18 protein-coding genes are annotated in these 19,073 nt (G+C 55.7%); 17 read left to right on the top strand and 1 reads right to left on the bottom strand.

Features of this window, described 5'->3' with window-relative positions:
• Window positions 1-115: 115 nt before the first annotated feature.
• The 10 genes from miaB (at window position 116) to rihA (ending at window position 10,385) form a co-directional block, all read left to right on the top strand.
• A complete protein-coding gene (gene miaB / locus V1603_RS09510; RefSeq protein ID WP_028012350.1) occupies window positions 116-1,540 on the top strand; it encodes a tRNA (N6-isopentenyl adenosine(37)-C2)-methylthiotransferase MiaB in 1,425 nt (474 codons plus the stop codon).
• A 163-nt stretch (window positions 1,541-1,703) separates the two neighbouring features.
• Window positions 1,704-2,750, top strand: coding sequence for a PhoH family protein (locus V1603_RS09505; RefSeq protein ID WP_028012349.1), 1,047 nt, complete (start codon window positions 1,704-1,706; stop codon window positions 2,748-2,750).
• Complete coding sequence (gene ybeY, locus V1603_RS09500) at window positions 2,747-3,214, top strand: rRNA maturation RNase YbeY (RefSeq protein WP_003858677.1); 468 nt, start codon at window positions 2,747-2,749, stop codon at window positions 3,212-3,214. Before V1603_RS09505 ends, ybeY begins: the two co-directional genes overlap by 4 nt.
• Before the next feature lie 84 nt (window positions 3,215-3,298).
• Window positions 3,299-4,177 (top strand): CNNM family magnesium/cobalt transport protein CorC, encoded by an 879-nt coding sequence (gene corC / locus V1603_RS09495; RefSeq protein ID WP_021242574.1) that lies wholly within the window; start codon window positions 3,299-3,301, stop codon window positions 4,175-4,177.
• Between the two features lie 5 nt (window positions 4,178-4,182).
• Window positions 4,183-5,721 (top strand): apolipoprotein N-acyltransferase, encoded by a 1,539-nt coding sequence (gene lnt, locus V1603_RS09490; RefSeq protein WP_116341177.1) that lies wholly within the window; start codon window positions 4,183-4,185, stop codon window positions 5,719-5,721.
• A gap of 401 nt (window positions 5,722-6,122) precedes the next feature.
• A complete protein-coding gene (locus V1603_RS09485; protein ID WP_014831086.1) occupies window positions 6,123-7,028 on the top strand; it encodes an amino acid ABC transporter substrate-binding protein in 906 nt (301 codons plus the stop codon).
• Between the two features lie 155 nt (window positions 7,029-7,183).
• Window positions 7,184-7,924 carry an amino acid ABC transporter permease gene (locus V1603_RS09480; RefSeq protein ID WP_028012347.1) on the top strand — a complete coding sequence of 247 codons (741 nt, stop codon included), beginning with the start codon at window positions 7,184-7,186 and terminating at the stop codon, window positions 7,922-7,924.
• Entirely contained in the window at window positions 7,924-8,598 is a 675-nt protein-coding gene (gene gltK, locus V1603_RS09475; protein ID WP_013097580.1) for a glutamate/aspartate ABC transporter permease GltK, read from the top strand. The genes V1603_RS09480 and gltK overlap by 1 nt, the downstream gene beginning before the upstream one ends.
• Complete coding sequence (locus tag V1603_RS09470; RefSeq protein ID WP_014883001.1) at window positions 8,598-9,323, top strand: amino acid ABC transporter ATP-binding protein; 726 nt, start codon at window positions 8,598-8,600, stop codon at window positions 9,321-9,323. The genes gltK and V1603_RS09470 overlap by 1 nt, the downstream gene beginning before the upstream one ends.
• 120 nt (window positions 9,324-9,443) lie before the next feature.
• Window positions 9,444-10,385, top strand: coding sequence for a pyrimidine-specific ribonucleoside hydrolase RihA (gene rihA, locus V1603_RS09465; protein ID WP_302218900.1), 942 nt, complete (start codon window positions 9,444-9,446; stop codon window positions 10,383-10,385).
• A 146-nt stretch (window positions 10,386-10,531) separates the two neighbouring features.
• Here rihA and V1603_RS09460 read toward each other — a convergent pair whose 3' ends face one another.
• Window positions 10,532-11,014: a zinc ribbon-containing protein gene (locus tag V1603_RS09460; RefSeq protein ID WP_166712677.1), complete on the bottom strand. Its 483-nt coding sequence runs from the start codon at window positions 11,012-11,014 to the stop codon at window positions 10,532-10,534.
• 216 nt (window positions 11,015-11,230) lie between these two features.
• Between V1603_RS09460 and leuS the strand changes: the two genes are divergently transcribed.
• The 7 genes from leuS to mrdA all read left to right on the top strand — a co-directional run bounded on the left by leuS (window position 11,231) and on the right by mrdA (window position 19,073).
• Entirely contained in the window at window positions 11,231-13,813 is a 2,583-nt protein-coding gene (gene leuS / locus V1603_RS09455; protein WP_116341181.1) for a leucine--tRNA ligase, read from the top strand.
• A 14-nt stretch (window positions 13,814-13,827) separates the two neighbouring features.
• On the top strand, window positions 13,828-14,397 hold the full coding sequence (lptE, locus tag V1603_RS09450) for an LPS assembly lipoprotein LptE (protein ID WP_232935945.1): 570 nt from the start codon (window positions 13,828-13,830) through the stop codon (window positions 14,395-14,397).
• The gene (holA, locus tag V1603_RS09445; protein WP_395313974.1) at window positions 14,397-15,428 is read left to right on the top strand and encodes a DNA polymerase III subunit delta; all 1,032 of its coding nucleotides are present in this window, start codon (window positions 14,397-14,399) and stop codon (window positions 15,426-15,428) included. The genes lptE and holA overlap by 1 nt, the downstream gene beginning before the upstream one ends.
• Window positions 15,421-16,086 carry a nicotinate-nucleotide adenylyltransferase gene (gene nadD / locus V1603_RS09440; protein ID WP_192983965.1) on the top strand — a complete coding sequence of 222 codons (666 nt, stop codon included), beginning with the start codon at window positions 15,421-15,423 and terminating at the stop codon, window positions 16,084-16,086. The genes holA and nadD overlap by 8 nt, the downstream gene beginning before the upstream one ends.
• Before the next feature lie 268 nt (window positions 16,087-16,354).
• Complete coding sequence (rsfS, locus tag V1603_RS09435) at window positions 16,355-16,672, top strand: ribosome silencing factor (protein WP_003858696.1); 318 nt, start codon at window positions 16,355-16,357, stop codon at window positions 16,670-16,672.
• 3 nt (window positions 16,673-16,675) lie between these two features.
• Window positions 16,676-17,143 carry a 23S rRNA (pseudouridine(1915)-N(3))-methyltransferase RlmH gene (gene rlmH, locus V1603_RS09430; RefSeq protein ID WP_395313834.1) on the top strand — a complete coding sequence of 156 codons (468 nt, stop codon included), beginning with the start codon at window positions 16,676-16,678 and terminating at the stop codon, window positions 17,141-17,143.
• Between the two features lie 28 nt (window positions 17,144-17,171).
• Window positions 17,172-19,073: a peptidoglycan DD-transpeptidase MrdA gene (mrdA, locus tag V1603_RS09425; protein WP_163330468.1), complete on the top strand. Its 1,902-nt coding sequence runs from the start codon at window positions 17,172-17,174 to the stop codon at window positions 19,071-19,073.

Genomic DNA, 19,073 nt, shown 5'->3' with positions numbered 1-19,073 from the left:
GAATCCCTTAAGTTTACCGGATTTTTGCGGTCATGAGACACATAACCGTCACACTGGTCACAACCCCACCAAAGCATTACAATACGCGGCTTGCAATCCTGAGCTGAGCAAGTCGATGACTAAAAAACTCCATATAAAAACCTGGGGCTGTCAGATGAACGAATACGATTCATCCAAGATGGCCGATCTGCTGGATACCACCCACGGATACCAGCTGACTGAAAATGCGAAAGAAGCCGATGTGCTGCTGCTGAACACCTGTTCAATTCGTGAAAAAGCACAGGAAAAAGTCTTTCATGTGTTAGGCCGCTGGAAGCTTCTGAAACGGAAAAATCCGGACCTGATCATCGGCGTGGGTGGCTGCGTCGCGTCGCAGGAAGGTAAGCTGATCCGCCAGAGAGCCCCGTATGTGGATATCGTCTTTGGCCCTCAGACCCTGCACCGCCTGCCTGAGATGATCAATCAGGTTCGCGGTAACCGCAGCCCGGTTGTTGACGTCAGCTTCCCGGAGATCGAAAAATTCGACCGCCTGCCAGAGCCGCGCGCCGATGGCCCGACCGCTTTTGTCTCCATCATGGAAGGCTGCAACAAGTACTGTACCTACTGCGTGGTGCCTTACACCCGTGGTGAAGAGGTCAGCCGCCCGGCAGATGACATTCTGTTTGAAATCGCGCAGCTTGCCGCGCAGGGCGTCCGTGAAGTGAACCTGCTGGGCCAGAACGTTAACGCCTGGCGTGGGGAAAACTACGACGGCACCACTGGCAGCTTTGCCGAACTGCTGCGCCTGGTGGCCGCGATTGACGGTATCGACCGAATCCGCTTTACCACCAGCCATCCGATGGAGTTTACCGACGACATCATTGACGTGTATCGCGATACGCCTGAGCTGGTGAGCTTCCTGCACCTGCCGATTCAGTGCGGCTCTGACCGCGTTCTGAACCTGATGGGCCGCCCGCATACGGTGCTGGAGTACAAATCCACCATCCGCAAGCTGCGTGAAGCGCGTCCGGATATCCAGATCAGCTCCGACTTCATCGTTGGCTTCCCTGGTGAAACCGCTGATGACTTCGAGCGCACCATGAAGCTCATTGGTGAAGTGAACTTTGACGTCAGCTACAGCTTCATCTTCTCAGCGCGTCCTGGAACACCCGCGGCCGACATGGTTGACGATGTGCCGGAAGAAGAGAAAAAGCAGCGTCTGTATATTCTGCAGGAGCGCATCAATCAGCAGGCCAACGCCTGGAGCCGCCGTATGCTCGGCACCGTCCAGCGCATTCTGGTGGAAGGCACCTCCCGCAAGAGCATTATGGAGCTGTCCGGTCGTACCGAAAACAACCGCGTGGTGAACTTTGAAGGCACCCCGGATATGATCGGTAAATTCGTGGACGTCGAGATTGTCGAGGTGCTGACCAACTCGCTGCGCGCGAAGGTGGTACGCACCGAGGACGAAATGGGCCTGCGTATCGCAGAGTCACCGGAATCCGTGATCTCGCGTACCCGCAAAGAAAACGATTCTGGCGTTGGGATTTACCAGCCTTAATCCTTCAGGCCTGCCGCTTTGGCAGGCCTTGTATTTCCTCTCATCGCCCCCAATATCTTCCGCAACGCTTGCGCCTTTATTCTGTGGCGTGAATAATTTCGGTAATGACCGTTTTATTGCGCCGTGTGGCAGCGGGTCAGTTAACCAATCAAAGAGGAACAGTTTGAACATAGATACGCGTGAAATTAGCCTTGAGCCCGCAGACAACGCTCGCCTGCTGAGCCTGTGCGGGCCGTTTGATGACAACATCAAACAACTGGAACGACGTCTGGGTATCGAAATCAATCGTCGCGATAACCATTTCAAACTCACCGGACGCCCTATCTGCGTCAACGCGGCTGCGGATATTCTGCGCAGCCTGTATGTCGATACCGCCCCAATGCGCGGCGAGATTCAGGACATCGAACCGGAACAAATTCACCTCGCCATTAAAGAGGCGCGAGTGCTTGAGCAAAGCGCGGAAAGCGTGCCGGACTACGGCAAGGCGATCAACATTAAGACCAAGCGTGGCGTCATCAAGCCGCGCACGCCAAACCAGGCGCAGTACATCGCCAATATCCTCGACCACGACATTACCTTCGGCGTAGGTCCGGCGGGTACGGGTAAAACCTATCTGGCGGTTGCCGCGGCGGTCGATGCGCTGGAACGTCAGGAAATTCGCCGCATTCTGCTGACCCGCCCTGCCGTCGAAGCGGGTGAAAAACTGGGCTTCCTGCCTGGCGATCTGAGCCAGAAGGTCGACCCGTACCTGCGCCCGCTGTACGACGCGCTGTTCGAAATGCTCGGCTTTGAGAAGGTTGAGAAGCTGATTGAGCGTAACGTTATCGAAGTGGCTCCGCTCGCCTACATGCGCGGTCGTACGCTGAACGATGCGTTCATCATTCTCGATGAGAGCCAGAACACCACCATCGAACAGATGAAGATGTTCCTGACGCGTATTGGTTTTAACTCGAAAGCGGTCATTACCGGTGACGTCACCCAGATCGACCTGCCTCGCAGCACCAAGTCCGGCCTGCGCCACGCCATTGAGGTGCTGTCAGAGGTAGACGAAATCAGCTTTAACTTCTTCCACAGTGAAGACGTGGTACGCCACCCGGTGGTCGCGCGCATCGTTAACGCCTATGAAGCCTGGGAAGAGGCAGATCAAAAACGCAGGGCCGAACAGGCCGCGGAACGTAAGCGCGAAGCGCAGGAGCAAGAACAGAAATGAGTCAGGTGATCCTCGATTTACAGCTGGCCTGTGAAGACAATTCCGGCATGCCAGAAGAGGCACAGTTTCAGAAATGGCTGGATGCCGTTATTCCTCAGTTTCAGGAAGAATCAGAAGTCACGATTCGCCTGGTGGATGAAGCGGAAAGCCACGAGCTTAACCTGACCTATCGCGGGAAAGATAAGCCGACCAACGTGCTCTCTTTCCCGTTCGAAGCGCCGCCGGGCATCGAGATGCCACTGCTTGGTGATTTGATCATCTGCCGTCAGGTAGTGGAACAGGAAGCCAAAGAGCAGCAGAAACCGCTGGAAGCCCACTGGGCGCATATGGTGGTACACGGCAGCCTGCACCTGTTGGGCTACGATCATATTGAAGATGACGAAGCGGAAGAGATGGAGTCCCTTGAGACAGAGATAATGCTTGCTCTGGGCTATGAGGATCCGTACATTGCCGAGAAAGAATAGTCAGTTACTGACTACCATGCCACCGCGCAGGGACATAGCGCGGTGGTTAACGTTGAACTAATAAGAGAACCCTTAACAAACGCCATGAGCGACGACAATTCACACAGTAGCGACACGACAACCAGTAAAAAGGGATTTTTCTCCCTCATTCTGAACCAGCTTTTCCACGGCGAGCCGAAAAACCGTGATGAACTGCTGGAGCTGATTCGTGATTCCGGGCAGAACGACCTTATCGACGAAGATACGCGCGAAATGCTCGAAGGGGTTATGGACATCGCTGACCAGCGCGTCCGCGACATCATGATCCCCCGCTCGCAGATGATCACCCTGAAACGTAACCAGACCCTGGACGAGTGCCTCGATGTGATCATCGAATCCGCCCACTCGCGTTTCCCGGTCATCAGCGAAGATAAAGATCACATCGAAGGGATTTTGATGGCGAAAGATCTGCTGCCGTTTATGCGCAGCGATGCCGAAGCCTTCAGCATGGAAAAAGTGTTACGCCAGGCCGTGGTTGTGCCGGAAAGTAAACGTGTGGATCGGATGCTGAAAGAGTTTCGCTCTCAGCGTTACCACATGGCGATTGTTATTGATGAATTCGGCGGCGTCTCAGGTCTTGTCACGATCGAGGATATTCTTGAGCTGATCGTGGGTGAAATCGAAGACGAGTACGACGAAGAAGAGGATATCGACTTCCGTCAGCTCAGCCGCCACACCTGGACCGTGCGCGCGCTGGCCTCGATTGAAGACTTTAACGACGCCTTCGGTACCCACTTCAGCGATGAAGAGGTCGATACCATTGGTGGACTGGTGATGCAGGCCTTTGGCCATCTTCCGGCGCGCGGTGAGACCGTTGACATCGACGGTTACCAGTTCAAAGTAGCAATGGCCGACAGCCGACGTATTATACAGGTTCACGTCAGAACGCCGGACGATTCACCGGTGCCAAAACTGGAAGATTAATGTAAATGGCATTTGCCCCATTGCTTGAACGCCAGCGCGTCCGTTTGCTGCTGGCGCTGTTGCTCGGAGCCAGCGGTACGCTGGCTTTTTCTCCTTACGATATCTGGCCCGCGGCCATTCTCTCCCTGATGGGGCTTCAGGGCCTGACCCTGAACCGTCGTCCGGTACAGGCCGCCGCCATTGGCTACTTCTGGGGGCTGGGGCTGTTTGGTTCCGGCATTAACTGGGTCTACGTCAGTATCGCCCAATTTGGCGGGATGCCGGGCCCGGTTAACGTCTTCCTGGTCGTACTGCTCGCTGCTTATCTCTCACTGTACACCGGTCTGTTCGCCGGTATCCTTTCTCGCCTGTGGCCTAAAACCACCTGGCTGCGCGTCGCCATTGCCGCGCCGGTGGTCTGGCAGATTACCGAGTTCCTGCGTGGCTGGGTGCTGACCGGTTTCCCGTGGCTACAGTTCGGCTACAGCCAAATTGACGGCCCGCTGAAAGGTCTCGCGCCGGTAATGGGCGTTGAAGCCATTAACTTCCTGCTGATGGTGGTGAGCGGCCTGCTGGTCCTGGCGCTGGTCCAGCGCTGCTGGAAACCGCTGGCTGTGGCGCTGGTGCTGTTCGCCCTGCCCTTCCCGCTGCGCTATATCCAGTGGTTCACGCCTGAGCCTGAGCGCACCATGCAGGTTTCCATGGTGCAGGGGAATATCCCGCAGTCCATGAAGTGGGACGAAAAAGAGCTGCTGAACACGCTGAAGATCTACGCCAACGCCACCGAAGAGGTGATGGGTAAATCGCAGCTGATTATCTGGCCAGAGTCTGCCATTCCCGATCTGGAAATCAACCAGCAGCCATTCCTGAACATGATGAACGACCTGCTGGTAGCGCGCGGCAGCACGCTGATTACCGGCATTGTCGATGCGCGGCTGAATCAGCAGAACCGCTACGACACCTACAACACTATCATTACGCTTGGGAAAGATAGCGAGTACAGCTACCACTCTACTGACCGGTACAACAAGAACCACCTGGTGCCGTTTGGTGAATTTGTCCCGCTGGAGTCGATTTTGCGCCCGCTGGCACCGTTCTTTGACCTGCCGATGTCCTCCTTCAGCCGCGGCCCGTACGTTCAGCCCCAGCTGCATGCGCACGGTCTGGCTCTTACGGCGGCCATCTGCTACGAAATCATCCTCGGCGAGCAGGTGCGGGATAACTTCCGTCCGGATACCGACTATCTGCTGACCATCTCCAACGATGCCTGGTTTGGTAAATCTATCGGCCCGTGGCAGCACTTCCAGATGGCGCGCATGCGTTCCCTGGAGCTGGCGCGTCCGCTGCTGCGCAGCACCAACAACGGCATCACAGCCGTGATTGGTCCGCAGGGTGAAATCCAGGCCATGATCCCGCAGTTTACCCGTGAGGTGCTGACCACTAACGTCACACCAACCACGGGACTTACGCCGTACGCCCGCACCGGCAACTGGCCGCTGTGGATTTTGACCGCGCTGTTCGGCTTTGGCGCCGTGCTGATGAGCCTGCGTCAGCGTCGTCGCTAGTCTTACCTTCTGTTGCCGGGTGGCGCTGACGCTTACCCGGCCTACATTTTTACTCCCGTAGGTCGGGTAAGGCGTAGCCGTCACCCGACAACTCCCTTCCGACGCCAAATCTGGCACGCCTATTGCTTTATTTATTCACGCAAACGCAGTTTGGCTTAACGTGTAACCTTGTCGCACCAGCGTAGATCATCGGTAGCACCGAAACGGTGCAACGGGAGATTATTGCCTCTGAATCGTGCGGCGCGCTTCGCAAAAATAAACAATAACGCAGCAAAATCTTTACATTAAGCCAGACTAAATGTTAACAAGCTTGCATAACACTGCACTCGCATCGCGCGAGATATAACAACATCACAATGGGTATCAATGCGTCACTGGCGCTGATAAGAAAGGAGTTGGGTATGCAATTACGTAAACTGGCCACAGCAATGCTGGTTATGGGAATGTCCGCAGGCGTGGTTCACGCTGAAGACGCTCCGGCAGCAGGCAGCACTCTCGACAAGATTGCCAAAAACGGCGTCATCGTGGTCGGCCACCGTGAATCTTCCGTCCCGTTCTCTTACTACGACAACACGCAAAAAGTCGTGGGCTATTCACAGGATTACTCCAACGCCATCGTTGAAGCTGTGAAGAAAAAGCTGAACAAACCTGACCTGCAGGTGAAGCTGATCCCAATCACTTCACAGAACCGTATTCCACTGCTGCAAAACGGCACCTTTGACTTCGAGTGTGGCTCTACCACCAACAACCTCGAACGCCAGAAGCAGGCGGCCTTCTCTGACACCATCTTTGTCGTGGGTACCCGTCTGCTGACCAAAAAAGGCGGAGCGATCAAAGATTTTGCTGACCTGAAAGGCAAAGCGGTCGTTGTGACCTCCGGTACCACTTCTGAAGTCCTGCTGCACAAGCTGAACGACGAGAAGAAAATGGACATGCGCATCATCAGCGCGAAAGACCATGGCGACTCTTTCCGTACCCTGGAAAGCGGCCGTGCCGTCGCGTTTATGATGGATGACGCCCTGCTGGCGGGCGAACGTGCGAAGGCGAAGAAACCAGACAACTGGGATATCGTCGGTACTGCGCAGTCCAAAGAAGCCTACGGCTGTATGCTGCGTAAAGACGATCCGCAGTTCAAAAAGCTGATCGATGACACCATCGCTCAGGTTCAGACCTCCGGCGAAGCGGAAAAATGGTTCGACAAGTGGTTCAAGAACCCAATTCCACCAAAAAACCTGAACATGAATTTTGAACTGTCTGACGACATGAAAGCGCTGTTCAAATCTCCAAATGACAAGGCTCTTAACTAATTAGAACAACAGGGGCGGGATCTCCTGCCCTCTCGATTGTCGGGAAGCATGGACAGACTATACGTTGAGTGGTCGTTCCCCACTCAGCGCGAAAAATGAGCTTCTCACCAATCTTCGAGGGTAGCGCTGCTACCCTCTTTTTTCTGGAGTTTATTATGTCAATAGACTGGAACTGGGGCATATTCCTGCAACAAGCCCCGTTCGGCAACACCACCTATCTTGGCTGGCTGTGGAGCGGCTTTCAGGTTACCGTGGCATTATCGATAACGGCGTGGATCATCGCGTTTCTTGTCGGTTCGCTGTTCGGTATTCTGCGCACCGTCCCTAACCGTTTCCTTTCAACCATTGGCACACTGTATGTGGAACTGTTCCGTAACGTTCCGCTCATCGTGCAGTTCTTTACCTGGTATCTGGTCATCCCGGAACTGCTGCCGGAAAATATTGGCATGTGGTTCAAGTCGGAGCTGGATCCGAATGTGCAGTTCTTTGTCTCCTCCATGATGTGTCTGGGGCTGTTTACCGCTGCGCGCGTTTGCGAGCAGGTGCGTGCCGCCATTCAGTCATTGCCGCGCGGACAAAAAAATGCGGGCCTGGCCATGGGCCTGACCCTGCCACAAACCTACCGCTATGTGCTGCTGCCTAACGCCTACCGCGTTATCGTTCCACCGATGACCTCTGAGATGATGAACCTGGTGAAAAACTCGGCCATCGCCTCAACCATCGGCCTGGTGGATATGGCTGCACAGGCGGGCAAGCTGCTGGATTACTCCGCTCACGCGTGGGAATCCTTCACCGCGATCACGCTCGCCTATGTTCTGATTAACGCTTTCATCATGCTGGTGATGAACCTGGTTGAACGCAAAGTACGCCTGCCGGGCAATCTGGGGGGCAAATAATGTACGAATTTGACTGGAGTTCTATTGTTCCATCCATGCCCTACCTGCTCGATGGTCTGGTAATTACCTTAAAGATCACCGCGATCGCCATCATCGTGGGTATCGTCTGGGGCACCCTGCTGGCCGTCATGCGACTGTCGAGCTTTAAGCCGCTCGCCTGGTTTGCGACCGCCTACGTTAACGTGTTCCGCTCTATTCCGCTGGTGATGGTGCTGCTGTGGTTTTATCTGATCGTCCCCGGCTTCTTACAGAACGTGCTGGGGCTGTCGCCGAAAACTGATATCCGCCTGATCTCCGCTATGGTGGCGTTCTCAATGTTTGAGGCCGCTTATTATTCAGAGATTATCCGAGCGGGTATCCAGAGTATCTCCCGCGGGCAGTCCAGCGCCGCGCTGGCGCTGGGAATGACGCACTGGCAGTCCATGCAGCTCATCATTCTGCCGCAGGCATTTCGTGCCATGGTTCCGCTCCTGCTGACCCAGGGTATCGTGCTTTTCCAGGATACCTCTCTGGTTTATGTTCTGAGCCTGGCGGACTTCTTCCGTACCGCGTCGACCATCGGTGAACGTGATGGTACGCAGGTCGAGATGGTGCTCTTCGCGGGTGCGGTCTATTTTGTGATTAGTTTAAGCGCGTCGCTGTTGGTCAGCTGGCTGAAGAAAAGGACGGTATAATGATTTCCCTGAAAAATGTTTCTAAATGGTATGGGCACTTTCAGGTGCTGACCGACTGCTCCACCGAAGTCAAAAAAGGCGACGTGGTGGTGGTGTGCGGGCCGTCCGGTTCCGGTAAGTCCACGCTGATCAAAACGGTTAATGGTCTGGAGCCTGTGCAGCAGGGCGAAATTGTTGTGAACGGCACCAAAGTGAACGATAAGAAAACCAACCTCGCCCAGCTTCGCTCTCACGTTGGCATGGTGTTCCAGCATTTTGAGCTGTTTCCCCACCTCTCCATTATTGAGAACCTGACGCTGGCGCAGGTAAAAGTGCTTAAGCGTGATAAAAAAGCGTCGCGCGAGAAAGGGCTGAAGCTCCTGGAGCGCGTGGGGCTTTCTGCGCATGCCGATAAGTTCCCGGCACAGCTTTCCGGCGGCCAGCAGCAGCGTGTGGCGATCGCGCGCGCGCTGTGTATGGATCCGGTGGCCATGCTGTTCGATGAGCCCACGTCGGCGCTCGATCCTGAAATGATCAACGAAGTGCTGGACGTGATGGTCGAGCTTGCGCACGAAGGGATGACCATGATGGTGGTGACGCACGAAATGGGCTTCGCCCGTAAAGTGGCCAACCGCGTGATCTTTATGGACGAAGGGAAAATTGTCGAAGACTCACCGAAAGAAGAGTTCTTCGCCAACCCGAAATCCGAACGCGCCAAAGATTTCCTCGCGAAAATCCTGCACTAATCTTCCCGGTGCGCAATCTGCGGATTGCGCACTGCTTCACGCTTTCACTCAGTTCCTCTCGTCGGCGTCACATTGCAGCGTTAACCTTGTCACAAAATAACGCTACGTATGGAGAACGCTATGGCACAGCCAATTATTCTCGATTGCGATCCGGGTCATGATGACGCGATCGCGCTCGTTCTTGCACTTGCCTCCCCTGAACTCGATGTAAAAGCGGTCACCTCGTCCGCTGGAAACCAAACGCCTGATAAAACCCTGCGCAACGTGCTGCGCATGCTGACGCTGCTCAAACGCACCGATATTCCTGTCGCCGGCGGGGCCGTGAAGCCGCTGATGCGCGAGCTGATTATTGCCGACAACGTTCATGGGGAAAGCGGCCTGGACGGTCCGGCACTGCCGGAGCCGGGCTTTGCGCCGCAAAACTGCACCGCCGTGGAGCTGATGGCGAAGGTGCTGCGTGAAAGCGCGGAGCCCGTGACGCTGGTAGCCACCGGACCGCAAACCAACGTTGCGCTGCTGCTAAACAGCCACCCGGAACTGCACGGTAAAATCGCCCGTATTGTGATTATGGGCGGCGCGATGGGGCTGGGGAACTGGACGCCGGCTGCGGAGTTCAACATCTTTGTCGACCCGGAAGCTGCTGAGATTGTCTTCCAGTCCGGCCTACCGATTGTGATGGCTGGGCTGGACGTTACCCACCGCGCGCAGATTATGGCGGACGATATTGAGCGTTTCCGCTCCGTGGGTAATACGGTCGCGACAACCGTGGCCGAACTGCTCGACTTCTTTATGGAGTATCACAAAGCCGAAAAGTGGGGTTTCCACGGCGCGCCGCTGCACGACCCGTGTACCATTGCCTGGCTACTGAAGCCTGAGATGTTTACCACTGTGCACAGATGGGTTGGCGTCGAGACGCAGGGGAAATACACCCAGGGGATGACGGTGGTGGATTACTATTCGCTGACGGGGAATAAACCGAATACAACACTGATGGTGGATATCGACCGGGGGGCGTTTGTGGATTTGCTGGCGGAGAGACTGGCTTACTATAGTGCGGCCTGATGCCCTCACCCCAACCCTCTCCCACGGGGAGAGGGAGCAAACACTAAAAACGGCAACAGGTTGCCGTTTTGCTTTTACCTTTTGCGGCCTGATGCCCTCACCCTGGCCCTCTCCCACCGGGAGAGGGAACAAACCTGCGCTTTTATCTAAGGCTCAAACGGCCGACGCTGGAACTGATCGTGCCCGCACTTCGGACACAGCGGCAACACATCCGGCGTATACACCGCAATATGGTGATGGCACTTCTCACACACCAGATTCCCCAGCCCCACGACTTCACCGCTCTGGTACACGCCGTGATGGTTTAAATCCTGGAATACTTCGCGCCACTCCAGTTGGGTTTTATCGGTAATATCCGCCAGCTCCTGCCACAGGCTCTCTTTGATCACCCGCATAAAGACGCTGTCCGTGACCTCTTCCTGGCTCTCTTCGTAGCTACGCGCAAACTCCTCAAGATCGCGGCGCACGGCCCGCGTCACCTCTTCCACTTCAGTTCGCGTTAACTCACCCGTTTGCGTCACCCGGGCACGCGCCTGTTCGACCAGCGCGTCAATATCGCGCTCACCGTTACGCAGCCGTTCCGTCAGTGTCGCCACCAGTTCGCGGTAAAATTGAGCAACCTTGTTCATCATTTTGCCTCCCGGGTAAGTAACTATTTCTAATAATAGACCTTATTTCACCGCCGCTTTGTCAGGTGAAGCACAGACCCGGTAAATTCCTGCAAAGTGCAATTGCGCGAAAGGCTGTTTTGACGCGGGCGTTTGGGCTATGCTATGCGGATCTGAATTACCACATCCATTGGCTACATTTTTGTAGCTGTATTGAACACAGGACCACTGGCTGCCATGCAAGAGCAATACCGCCCGGAAGAGATAGAATCAAAAGTCCAGCAACACTGGGACGAGAAGCGCACCTTTGAAGTAACCGAAGACGAGAGCAAAGAGAAGTATTACTGCCTGTCGATGCTTCCCTATCCTTCTGGTCGACTACACATGGGCCACGTGCGTAACTACACCATCGGTGATGTGATCGCCCGTTACCAGCGCATGCTGGGAAAAAACGTTCTGCAGCCAATCGGCTGGGATGCGTTCGGCCTGCCTGCAGAAGGCGCAGCGGTTAAAAACAATACCGCTCCGGCACCATGGACGTATGACAACATCGCGTACATGAAAAACCAGCTCAAAATGCTGGGCTTCGGTTATGACTGGAGCCGCGAGCTGGCGACTTGTACCCCGGAATACTACCGCTGGGAGCAGAAGTTCTTCACCGAGCTGTACAAAAAAGGCCTGGTATACAAGAAAACGTCTGCCGTTAACTGGTGCCCGAATGACCAAACCGTTCTGGCGAACGAGCAGGTTATCGACGGCTGCTGCTGGCGCTGCGACACCAAAGTTGAGCGTAAAGAGATCCCGCAGTGGTTTATCAAAATCACCGCTTACGCTGATGAACTGCTGAACGATCTGGATACGCTGGACCACTGGCCTGACACCGTTAAGACCATGCAGCGCAACTGGATCGGCCGTTCTGAAGGCGTGGAAATTACCTTCAACGTTGAGAACTACGATCAGACCCTGACCGTCTACACCACCCGTCCGGACACCTTCATGGGCGCGACCTACCTGGCCGTGGCCGCAGGTCACCCGCTGGCGCAGAAAGCGGCAGAGAACAACCCGGAACTGGCTACCTTCATCGACGAGTGCCGCAACACGAAAGTGGCCGAAGCCGACATGGCGACGATGGAGAAAAAAGGCGTTGCGACGGGCTTCTATGCTAAGCACCCGCTTACTGGCGAAGCGATCCCGGTCTGGGCGGCAAACTTCGTGCTGATGGAGTACGGTACCGGTGCGGTAATGGCCGTTCCGGGTCACGATCAGCGCGACTACGAATTTGCCACCAAATACAACCTGCCGATTAAAGCCGTTATTCTGGCTGCCGATGGTTCTGAACCCGACCTGACCGAGCAAGCGCTGACCGAAAAAGGCACCCTGTTCAACTCCGGCGAATTCAGCGGTCTGAGCTTCGAAGAGGGCTTCAACGCCATCGCCGACAAGCTGGCCTCACTGGGCGTGGGCGAGCGTAAAGTGAACTTCCGTCTGCGCGACTGGGGCGTGTCCCGTCAGCGCTACTGGGGTGCGCCGATTCCGATGGTGACCCTGGAAGACGGCACCGTGATGCCAACGCCGGAAGATCAGCTGCCGGTGATCCTGCCGGAAGACGTGGTTATGGACGGCATCACCAGCCCGATCAAAGCCGATCCTGAGTGGGCAAAAACCACCGTCAACGGCCAGCCTGCGCTGCGTGAAACCGACACCTTTGACACCTTTATGGAGTCGTCATGGTACTACGCGCGCTATACCTGCCCGCAGTACAAAGAAGGTATGCTGGATTCTGACGCCGCCAACTACTGGCTGCCGGTAGACATCTACATTGGCGGCATCGAACACGCCATCATGCACCTGCTCTATTTCCGCTTCTTCCATAAGCTGATGCGCGATGCGGGCATGGTGAACTCTGACGAGCCCGCTAAACAGCTGCTGTGTCAGGGCATGGTGCTGGCAGACGCCTTCTACTACGTTGGCGCGAACGGCGAGCGCAACTGGGTTTCTCCGGTTGATGCAATCGTTGAACGCGACGAGAAGGGCCGTATCGTTAAGGCGACAGACGCTGAAGGCCATGAACTGGTTTATACCGGCATGAGCAAGATGTCCAAGTCTAAGAACAACGGTATCGACCCGCAGGTGATGGTTGAGCGTTACGGCGCGGATACCGTGCGTCTGTTCATGATGTTTGCCTCTCCGGCTGATATGACGCTGGAGTGGCAGGAATCCGGCGTGGAAGGCGCGAACCGCTTCCTGAAACGCGTCTGGAAACTGGTGTACGAACACACCGCACAGGGTGATGCCCCGGCACTGAACGCCGCTGCGCTGAGCGAAGATCAGCAGGCGCTGCGTCGTGATGTTCATAAAACGATCGCGAAAGTGACCGATGATATCGGTCGTCGTCAGACCTTCAATACCGCAATTGCGGCTATTATGGAACTGATGAACAAACTTGCTAAAGCCCCGCAGGACGGCGAGCAGGATCGTGCCATCATGCGTGAAGCGCTGCTGGCCGTCGTTCGCATGCTGAACCCGTTCACGCCGCACGTCAGCTTCACCCTGTGGCAGGAGCTGAAAGGTGAAGGCGATATCGACAACGCGCCGTGGCCGGTGGCTGACGAGGCAGCGATGGTGGAAAACACCACGCTGGTGGTGGTCCAGGTCAACGGCAAAGTCCGTGGTAAAATTACCGTGGCGGTTGATGCAACTGAAGATCAGGTTCGCGAGCGCGCGGGCCAGGAACCTCTGGTTGCGAAATATCTTGAGGGCGTTACCTTACGTAAAGCGATCTACGTACCGGGTAAACTGCTCAATCTGGTCGTTGGCTAAGCGCGGGAGGAAACGTGCGACAACTGGCAACAATACTCTTATCTCTGGCGGTGCTTGTCACCGCTGGCTGTGGCTGGCACCTGCGCAACACCACGGCGGTGCCACCTGAAATGAAAACGATGATTTTCGACTCATCAGATCCGAATGGCCCGCTCAGCCGGGCTATCCGTAATCAGCTGCGCCTGAATGACGTTGAGCTTATCGAGAAAGGTACGCTTCGTCAGGATGTACCGTCCCTGCGTGTTGTCGGAGGGGGACTGTCTAAAGACACCGCCTCTATTTTCCAGGATGGTCGTACCGCTGAGTATCAGATGGTGTTGACGGTCAACGCGGCTGTACTGATCCCTGGTAAAGACATTTATCCGATCAGCACGAAAGTATATCGTTCGTTCTTTGATAACCCGCAAACCGCGCTGGCGAAAGATGCCGAAGAGCAGATTATCATCAACGAAATGTACGACAAGGCGGCGGAACAGCTGATCCGCAAACTGCCAGGTATTGCAGCGTCTAACCGGGAAGGCTCTGACATTATTGAAAAACCGGATGCCAGCACGCCTCCTGTTTCTACCTCTCTGGGTAAATGATGATCAGGCTGTATCCTGAACAACTCCGCGCGCAGCTCAATGAAGGGCTGCGCGCGGCGTATCTGCTGCTCGGAAACGATCCGTTACTACTTCAGGAAAGCCTGGATGCCGTGCGGCATGCGGCCGCGGCTCAGGGCTTTGATGAACACCATACCGTTCAGGTGGATAACACCACCGACTGGAACGCCCTCTTCTCACTCTGTCAGGCGATGAGCCTTTTTGCATCGCGCCAGACAATCCAGATCCTGCTGCCGGAGAACGGCCCTAACGCGGCCATCAATGAGCAACTCGCCACCCTGGTGAGCCTGTTACACAGCGATCTGCTGTTAATTGTGCGCGGCAGCAAGCTTACCAAAGCGCAGGAAAATGCGCCGTGGTTCACCCAGCTCGCGACCCACGCGGTGCTGGTCACCTGCCAGACGCCTGAGCAGGCGCACCTGCCTAAATGGGTGGCGGCGAGAGCAAAGCAGAACAACCTTCAGCTGGACGATGCTGCCAATCAATTGCTCTGCTACTGCTATGAAGGCAACCTGCTGGCTCTGGCACAGGCGCTGGACAGGCTTTCCCTGCTCTGGCCGGACGGCAAGCTGACCTTACCGCGCGTTGAGCAGGCCGTGAACGACGCGGCGCACTTTACGCCGTTCCACTGGGTGGATGCGCTGCTCTCGGCGAAAAGCAAACGCGCCCTGCATATTCTTCAGCAGCTACGCCTGGAGGGCAGTGAACCCGTCATTCTGCTGCGCACGCTGCAGCGCGAACTGTTGCTGCTGATAACGTTCAAGCGCCAGTCGGCCCATACGCCGTTGCGCTCCCTGTTTGATAAACACCGGGTGTGGCAAAACCGGCGGGCAATGACCACCGAGGCCATCAACCGGCTGAGCCATGAACAGCTGCGCCAGGCTGTGCAGCTTCTGATGCGCGCCGAGCTCACCCTAAAACAAGATTACGGCCAGTCGGTGTGGGCGGAGCTGGAAAGCCTTTCCCTGCTGCTCTGCCACAAGGCGCTGGCTGACGTATTTATTGATGGATAGTATGCACTCTTTACAGGCCCTGTATGGCGGCACCTTTGACCCGGTACACTACGGGCATCTGAAGCCGGTAGAAATTCTGGCGAATCTGATCGGCCTGCAGCGCGTTACCATCATGCCCAATAATGTCCCGCCGCACCGCCCCCAGCCTGAAGCAACCAGCGAGCAGCGAAAAGAGATGCTCGCTCTGGCTATCGCGGATAAGCCGCTCTTCAGGCTGGACGAACGTGAATTGCGTCGTGACACCCCCTCGTGGACGTCGCAAACGCTGCAGGAGTGGCGGGCTGAGCAAGGGCCGAACCAGCCGCTCGCCTTTATTATCGGTCAGGACTCCCTGCTCAACTTTCCCACGTGGCACAAGTATGAAACCATTCTGGAGAACAGCCACCTGCTCGTCTGCCGCCGTCCGGGCTACCCGCTGACCATGCGAGAAGCGCAATATCAGCAGTGGCTTGAACACCATCTCACCGATAACGTTGAAGATCTTCACAACCAGCCCGCCGGGAAGATTTATCTGGCGGAGACGCCGTGGTTTGACATCTCAGCCACCCTTATTCGCGAACGTTTACAGCAGGGTTTAGCCTGTGATGATCTGCTGCCAGCCCCGGTGCTGGCGTATATTCATACGCACGGGTTGTATCAGAAAACCGCAGATAAATAGCCGGAAGGCATAAAAAGCAGCATATTGATTATCCTGCCTTGACAGGTTAAGCCATACTGTTATCCTCCGCTGCCAGACTTTCCCGCCGAACGTTGCTTTACAGAAATTGTTTTACAAAAATGGCGATGCAATCTCAGGCGGAGGGTGGGATGATACCCGCCTTCAAAAACCCGGACGGCGACATTTGTCCCGACAGGGGCGTCAGTTCAGGTATACTGTCTGGCCACGAATTCATAGTTTTACAATCTCATTCACCCAGGGGGAAAACTTGCAGGGTAAAGCACTCCAGGATTTTGTTATCGACAAAATTGATGACCTGAAAGGTCAGGACATCATCGCTATCGACGTTAAGGGTAAATCCAGTATTACCGACTGCATGATTATCTGCACCGGGACCTCTACGCGTCATGTTGTTTCGATTGCCGACCATGTGGTTCAGGAATCGCGTGCAGCAGGACTGTTACCGCTTGGCGTTGAAGGTGAAGCAACCGCTGACTGGGTGGTTGTTGACCTCGGCGATGTAATTGTCCACGTCATGCAGGAAGAGAGCCGTCGCCTGTATGAGCTGGAAAAACTCTGGGGTTAATGCGTGAAGTTGCAGCTGGTCGCCGTCGGCACCAAAATGCCGGACTGGGTACAAACCGGTTTTACTGAATATCTGCGTCGTTTTCCAAAAGACATGCCGTTCGAAGTGGTGGAGATCCCCGCCGGGAAGCGCGGCAAGAACGCGGATATCAAACGTATTCTCGACAAAGAGGGTGAACTGATGCTGGCTGCCGCAGGAAAGAACCGCATCGTCACTCTCGATATTCCAGGTAAACCCTGGGATACGCCGCAGCTGGCGCATGAACTGGAGCGCTGGAAGCAGGATGGCCGCGACGTCAGTCTGTTGATTGGCGGGCCTGAAGGGTTATCCCCCGCCTGCAAAGCGGCAGCAGAACAAAGTTGGTCTCTCTCTGCGCTGACGCTGCCCCACCCGCTCGTTCGGGTCCTGGTGGCGGAAAGCTTGTATCGCGCGTGGAGCATTACTACCAACCACCCCTATCACCGCGAGTAATGACTGACCAGGGTAGATTAAGCAGCGGATGAAACTACAGAATTCTTTTCGCGACTATACGGCTGAGTCCGCGCTGTTTGTGCGCCGGGCGCTGGTCGCCTTTTTGGGGATTTTGCTGCTTACCGGCGTGCTGATCGCTAACCTTTATAATCTGCAAATTGTCCGCTTTACCGATTACCAGACGCGTTCAAACGAAAACCGCATTAAGCTGGTGCCTATCGCGCCCAGCCGCGGCATTATCTACGACCGTAACGGCACCCCGCTGGCGTTAAACCGCACCATCTATCAAGTCGAGATGATGCCGGAGAAGGTTGATAACGTGCAGAATACGCTGGAGGCGCTAAGAAGCGTTGTCGATCTTAACGATGATGATATCGCGGCCTTCAAAAAGGAGCGCGCCCGCTCGCACCGTTTCACCTCCATTCCGGTGAAAACCAATCTGACGGAAGTCCAGGTCGCCCGTTTTGCGGTGAACCAGTACCGCTTCCCCGGAGTGGAAGTGAAGGGTTACAAGCGTCGCTACTATCCTTACGGCTCCGCGCTGACGCATGTGATTGGCTACGTTTCCAAGATTAACGATAAAGACGTCGAGCGCCTTGATAAAGACGGCAAGCTGGCGAACTACGCCGCGACGCACGATATCGGCAAGTTGGGAATTGAACGCTACTACGAAGATGTCCTGCACGGGCAGACCGGCTATGAAGAAGTTGAGGTTAACAACCGTGGCCGCGTCATCCGCCAGCTTAAAGAAGTACCGCCTCAGGCGGGGCACGACGTCTATCTGACGCTCGATCTCAAACTGCAGCAGTATATTGAAACCCTGCTGGCAGGCAGCCGTGCGGCCGTGGTGGTCACAGACCCGCGCACCGGCGGCATTCTGGCCATGGTTTCTATGCCAAGCTATGACCCGAACCTCTTTGTTGACGGCATATCCAGTAAAGACTACTCCGGCCTGCTGAATGACCCTAACACCCCGCTGGTGAACCGCGCTACGCAAGGCGTTTACCCGCCGGCATCAACGGTTAAACCTTACGTGGCAGTCTCAGCGCTGAGTGCGGGCGTCATCAACCGCAATACCAGCCTGTTTGACCCGGGCTGGTGGCAGCTCCCCGGCTCTGAAAAACGCTATCGCGACTGGAAAAAATGGGGTCACGGCCATCTGAACGTCACTAAATCGCTGGAAGAATCTGCGGATACTTTCTTCTATCAGGTGGCGTATGACATGGGCATTGACCGCCTGTCTGAGTGGATGAGCAAATTCGGCTACGGACACTACACCGGTGTGGATCTGGCAGAGGAACGGTCCGGCAACATGCCCACCCGCGAGTGGAAGCTGAAGCGCTTTAAGAAGCCGTGGTATCAGGGTGATACCATACCGGTGGGTATCGGCCAGGGCTACTGGACGGCTACCCCGCTTCAGATGAACAAAGCGATGATGATCCTCATCAACGACGGCGTGGTTAAGGTCCCGCACCTGCTGCAAAGTACCGTTGAAGACGGCAAAAAAGTGCCGTGGGTGCAGCCCCATGAAGCGCCGGTGGGTGACATCCATTCCGGCTTCTGGGAAATAGCGAAAGACGGTATGTACGGTGTGGCAAACCGTCCAAACGGAACCGCGCACAAGTATTTCGCGGGTACGCCATATAAAGTAGCCGCGAAATCCGGTACGGCACAGGTCTTTGGCCTGAAAGCCAATGAAACCTATAACGCACACCGCATTGCCGAACGTCTGCGTGACCATAAGCTGATGACGGCGTTTGCCCCTTATGATAACCCGCAGGTAGCGGTGGCGATGATTCTGGAGAACGGCGGCGCTGGCCCGGCGGTAGGGACCATCATGCGCCAGATCCTGGACCACATTATGCTGGGTGATAACAACACCGAACTGCCGGCTGAAAACCCGGCCGCCGCTGCGGCGGAGGACCAATAA

Origin of the sequence: Enterobacter sp. ECC-219 (assembly GCF_043966805.1) — a bacterium.
Lineage (GTDB): Bacteria > Pseudomonadota > Gammaproteobacteria > Enterobacterales > Enterobacteriaceae > Enterobacter > Enterobacter cloacae_N.
The sequence above is the reverse complement of the archived record's forward strand: the minus strand, read 5'-3'. Positions and strand labels throughout refer to the sequence as shown.

Coding starts and splice junctions, on each gene's coding strand:
- miaB (WP_028012350.1), top strand. CDS start 116: ATGACTAAAAAACTCCATATAAAAACCTGGGGCTGTCAGATGAACGAA.
- ybeY (WP_003858677.1), top strand. CDS start 2,747: ATGAGTCAGGTGATCCTCGATTTACAGCTGGCCTGTGAAGACAATTCC.
- corC (WP_021242574.1), top strand. CDS start 3,299: ATGAGCGACGACAATTCACACAGTAGCGACACGACAACCAGTAAAAAG.
- lnt (WP_116341177.1), top strand. CDS start 4,183: ATGGCATTTGCCCCATTGCTTGAACGCCAGCGCGTCCGTTTGCTGCTG.
- V1603_RS09485 (WP_014831086.1), top strand. CDS start 6,123: ATGCAATTACGTAAACTGGCCACAGCAATGCTGGTTATGGGAATGTCC.
- V1603_RS09480 (WP_028012347.1), top strand. CDS start 7,184: ATGTCAATAGACTGGAACTGGGGCATATTCCTGCAACAAGCCCCGTTC.
- gltK (WP_013097580.1), top strand. CDS start 7,924: ATGTACGAATTTGACTGGAGTTCTATTGTTCCATCCATGCCCTACCTG.
- V1603_RS09470 (WP_014883001.1), top strand. CDS start 8,598: ATGATTTCCCTGAAAAATGTTTCTAAATGGTATGGGCACTTTCAGGTG.
- rihA (WP_302218900.1), top strand. CDS start 9,444: ATGGCACAGCCAATTATTCTCGATTGCGATCCGGGTCATGATGACGCG.
- V1603_RS09460 (WP_166712677.1), bottom strand. CDS start 11,014: ATGAACAAGGTTGCTCAATTTTACCGCGAACTGGTGGCGACACTGACG.
- leuS (WP_116341181.1), top strand. CDS start 11,231: ATGCAAGAGCAATACCGCCCGGAAGAGATAGAATCAAAAGTCCAGCAA.
- holA (WP_395313974.1), top strand. CDS start 14,397: ATGATCAGGCTGTATCCTGAACAACTCCGCGCGCAGCTCAATGAAGGG.
- nadD (WP_192983965.1), top strand. CDS start 15,421: ATGGATAGTATGCACTCTTTACAGGCCCTGTATGGCGGCACCTTTGAC.
- mrdA (WP_163330468.1), top strand. CDS start 17,172: ATGAAACTACAGAATTCTTTTCGCGACTATACGGCTGAGTCCGCGCTG.